This is a genomic window from Sneathiella sp. (assembly GCF_041689005.1).
In the GTDB taxonomy this organism is placed as follows: Bacteria; Pseudomonadota; Alphaproteobacteria; order Sneathiellales; family Sneathiellaceae; genus Sneathiella.
The window spans coordinates 1-3849 of the sequence record NZ_JBDNHC010000085.1; the positions used below are offsets into that span (position 1 = coordinate 1).

5 protein-coding genes are annotated in these 3849 nt (G+C 46.2%); all 5 read left to right on the forward strand.

Annotated elements, in window-relative coordinates; translation table 11 throughout:
- Window positions 1–511: 511 nt before the first annotated feature.
- The 5 genes from ACESNI_RS10385 (at window position 512) to ACESNI_RS10405 (ending at window position 3654) form a co-directional block, all read left to right on the forward strand.
- Window positions 512–787 (forward strand): hypothetical protein, encoded by a 276-nt coding sequence (locus ACESNI_RS10385; protein WP_373086553.1) that lies wholly within the window; start codon window positions 512–514, stop codon window positions 785–787.
- Window positions 780–1010 carry an RNA-binding protein gene (locus ACESNI_RS10390; protein WP_373086554.1) on the forward strand — a complete coding sequence of 77 codons (231 nt, stop codon included), beginning with the start codon at window positions 780–782 and terminating at the stop codon, window positions 1008–1010. Before ACESNI_RS10385 ends, ACESNI_RS10390 begins: the two co-directional genes overlap by 8 nt.
- Window positions 1011–1097: 87 nt before the next feature.
- Window positions 1098–1655 carry a hypothetical protein gene (locus tag ACESNI_RS10395; protein ID WP_373086555.1) on the forward strand — a complete coding sequence of 186 codons (558 nt, stop codon included), beginning with the start codon at window positions 1098–1100 and terminating at the stop codon, window positions 1653–1655.
- A complete protein-coding gene (locus ACESNI_RS10400; protein WP_373086556.1) occupies window positions 1652–2722 on the forward strand; it encodes an ImmA/IrrE family metallo-endopeptidase in 1071 nt (356 codons plus the stop codon). Before ACESNI_RS10395 ends, ACESNI_RS10400 begins: the two co-directional genes overlap by 4 nt.
- Before the next feature lie 47 nt (window positions 2723–2769).
- Window positions 2770–3654 (forward strand): IS1 family transposase, encoded by an 885-nt coding sequence (locus tag ACESNI_RS10405; RefSeq protein ID WP_373086557.1) that lies wholly within the window; start codon window positions 2770–2772, stop codon window positions 3652–3654.
- Window positions 3655–3849 lie beyond the last annotated feature (195 nt).

Below are 3849 nucleotides of genomic sequence, written 5' to 3' on the forward strand. Positions count from 1 at the left end.
AATCAGCGGGTCCCGGGTTCGATTCCTGGTGGCGGCACCACATAAGCCCTTGAAGACATAATGTTTTCGAGGGGTTATTTGTTTCCAAAGTGACCCAAAAAACAAGCCATGTCGCACATAGGTCGCAAGAAAATCAGCACTATTTTCCGTAAACCATTGCCAAAATATGCGCGGTTTTATGCGGCGGGTGTCGTTTCTGGTTATTAATTAATCGTCAGAAACGTAACGCGGTTATATTTTTGGGCGAAAATTTAGCAGCCTGTTTGTCGTTCATGAAACAGGATTCATGAACGACAACCGGTTTTGTGGGTTGCGTCCGATTTACTAAACAAAACTAAATTAGTAAATGACTTTACCTGAGACGGAATTTTCTGCAATCCTCTTGCATTGGAGTGTGTAAAGCATTTCGGTCAGTTTGCGATTTTGTGCAAGTTGACAAAACGGGGGTATAATCGCATTTGGTTGCATCTATGGCCGCGCAACCGTTTGCGAATTTAGGTAGTGTCTCAGTTTGAAATTTGACCTCGCCCATCTCGGTAACTATGTTATGCTTAGCGCAAAGCAAAAGGGAGATATCATGCCTTTATGGAAAATTGAAGTTTATGAAAATACTAAGGATGCCGATCCTGCAAAGACTGGCTATGTGAACGCCGCAACAGAAGATGATGCTGTTAACTTAGCCACGAACGCGATGGGTGACTCTAATCGGGCTGATATTCGCGTGGTTGAAGAGGTTAGTTCAACACTACCGCCGAATAGAACTTTTTGGGCACCAGACAATGCCTAAAGGACCAAAAGGCCAGAAACGCCCCGGCGATGTTATTGGCGCTGCCGTACTGGTGGCCAAGATAGCAACTGGCGAAGCAGAAGAAAACGTCAAAGATGACGGCAAGGACCCCGCAGCCAAGGCGCTTGGCGCGAAGGGTGGAAAGAAACGCGCGAAGAACCTGACGCCGGAGCGTCGAGCAGAGATTGCTCGAAAGGCGGCGGAAAGCCGGTGGAAAAAATAGGATAGTTATATTTTGAGTTATAATTTTACTTGATTTATTAGCAATTCTGTGATTGAATGGCTTCAAATTATTAATGAGGGGCATAGGATGGACGATTTCGACCCAGAACAAGAGCATGTAATGTCGATTTTAGAACCGTATCTGGATCAAATTTACCGGATTTTTCCGGAGGCAATGAAAACCTACAATTCAATCGATAGCAAAATAACGGCAGATCATGAAGACCGTACAGCTGCGGGATGTGTGCGAGATCATGCTTGGATGAGTTTTCAGTCGAATTTTGGAGGCACTCCCGGATTCCATTTTTTGGAGGTTCGGGGAATGCAGGTTCTAAATATAAAAGATCGGGTGGTTCTTCGAGTGAAAAAGGTCGATGCGAACGGCAACCACAGAAATTATCCGACGCAACAACAGATAGACTTTGATAATCAGGTTGATCTCGTTGGCCTTCCCCCTGCGGCAACGCGAGTTATTGTTGGTTATCAACCAGACGCCGCCTTTTCTGAAGTACAGAGAGTAATAATTCGGCGACCGAAGGGCCTGTGGGTATCGCAAATTGTTGATATTGATGAGATCGTGGCGTGGGTTGACATCAGCCAGAAGCAACTTCCATTTGGCAACACTGGACGCGCAGTAAAACGATGAAAACCGTAGTGGAGAAAATATTTAACCGCGATATGTTCAACGTAGCGCGGGGCGCAAGGGGATTCTCGCAGTCTGAATTGGCGTCGAGATCAAATGTGACACAGGCATTGATTTCGAAACTAGAGAATGGTTTGACGGTTGATCCGACAGAGGAAACCGTCTCTTCAATTGCTAAGGCGCTAGATTTTCCTATTCATTTTTTTTATTCAGATGAGAAGCCTCACGGCCTGCCGCCGTTTCATTATCGTAAACGTCAGAAAGTTGGTAAAAAAACTCTAGCAAAAATTGAAGCCGATATAAACCTTCGACGCATTCATCTTAGACGTTTATTCAGATCTTTTGAGCATCAGGGTGATGGCCGCGAAATCCCTATTATTGATATGGCCAACAACGGCTGGACGCCAAAGGATGCTGCACAACACATGCGGGGTTTTTGGATGGTTCCTCGCGGCCCTGTAGAAAACGTCACAAGACTGATTGAGGTTGCGGGCGGTGTTGTTATTAAAATTGATTTTGGGACCCGTCATCTTGAAGCTTTGAGTTTTCGATTGCCGGGAATGCCGCCGTTAATCTTCATAAACGAAAATCTTGATGGCGCACTATACAGGCATGTCTTAGCCCATGAATTGGGGCATCTTATTATGCACAATTACCCGGAAACGGACGACTGCATGGAAGCAGAGGCCGATGAATTTGCTGCAGAGTTTTTGACGCCCGCCAACGAGATAAAGCCTTACATTTCCAGGCCATCTCTTGGAAGACTAGCCCGCGCAAAACCTTATTGGAAAGTATCTATCAAGGCGCTTATAGTTCGCTGTGACCGATTGAAATTAATTACTCCAAATCAATACACTGGACTTAACATTAATTATAGTAAGGCTGGGTATTCGAGGGGAGAACCTTTTTCATTTCCACAAGAAGACAGTAATGCGCTCAGCACTGCAATTGAGTTTCATTTATTTAATCTCGGATATTCTATCGATGATATGGCATCGTTGCTTATGATAACGGAAGATCAGTTTGAGGAAATTTATAAACCAAAACCGCGATTGCGGGTTGTCAAATAAATGAACTAATGCTTGGCACTAAGCATAATAGTTCATATATTAAGGGTATGAACAAATTGCCCTTACAGAAACGCGTTATGATTTTGAACATGCTTGTTGAAGGTATGTCCATGCGGTCAATATCACGGACGGTCGGCGTATCAATCAATACGGTTACAAAGCTGCTTGTTGAGGCTGGCGATGCCTGTGCTGCCTATCATGACGAAACAGTTAGGGACGTGAAGTCAACAAAAGTTCAGTGTGATGAAATCTGGTCATTCTGTTACGCCAAGGCAAAGAATGTACAAACTGCGAAGGCCGCGCCAGAAGGGGCTGGCGACGTATGGACATGGACCGCACTGGATGCAGATAGTAAGATGATCCTGTCCTATGAAGTGGGTGACCGCTCAGCAGCTACCGCAATCGAATTCATGGACGATTTAAGGGCACGTTTGGCAAATCGGGTGCATCTGACCACCGATGGTCACAAAGCCTATCTGGAAGCCGTTGAGGGCGCTTTCGGGGCAGATATTGACTTTGCTCAGCTAGTGAAGATGTACGGCGATACAGGCCACAAAACACCAGAAAGAAAATACTCCCCCGGTGTTTGCACTGGCGCAAGGAAAGTACGTATTGAAGGAAATCCAGATATTTCCGCCGTCAGCACGTCACACGTTGAACGCCAGAACCTGTCTATGCGGATGGGTATGCGTCGGTTCACTCGCCTGACGAACGGCTTTAGCAAGAAGATTGAAAATCACCTGCACATGCTGTCCCTGTACTTTGTGCATTATAATTTTGTCCGCATTCACAAGACATTGAAAATGAGCCCTGCTATGGCTGCGGGTGTATCTGATACCTTGCACGATATGGAATGGATTGTTAGCTTGATTGATGCCCGCGCTCCGAAATTAGGACGGCGCGGCTCTTACAAGAAAAGAAATTCAAACTGAGACACTACCCGAATTTAAGGCCGTTATGTCAACCGCCTCTCCATTTTGACATAGCGATAGTGTGAATTGTCGGAATGTTTGGGGGCTTGGGGATGGTTTTTCGTCCGGCGGCGGGGTATATTGCCGGAGTGCGGCGGCGTGGAGAACACGACGGGGCGGAGGAAGGCGGATCGCAACTGCCGCCTTGGTGACAAG

What these genes read in the sequence shown, in the direction of transcription:
- ACESNI_RS10390 (WP_373086554.1), top strand. Translation starts at nt 780, where the DNA reads ATGCCTAAAGGACCAAAAGGCCAGAAACGCCCCGGCGATGTTATTGGC.
- ACESNI_RS10400 (WP_373086556.1), top strand. Translation starts at nt 1,652, where the DNA reads ATGAAAACCGTAGTGGAGAAAATATTTAACCGCGATATGTTCAACGTA.
- ACESNI_RS10405 (WP_373086557.1), top strand. Translation starts at nt 2,770, where the DNA reads ATGAACAAATTGCCCTTACAGAAACGCGTTATGATTTTGAACATGCTT.
- ACESNI_RS10395 (WP_373086555.1), top strand. Translation starts at nt 1,098, where the DNA reads ATGGACGATTTCGACCCAGAACAAGAGCATGTAATGTCGATTTTAGAA.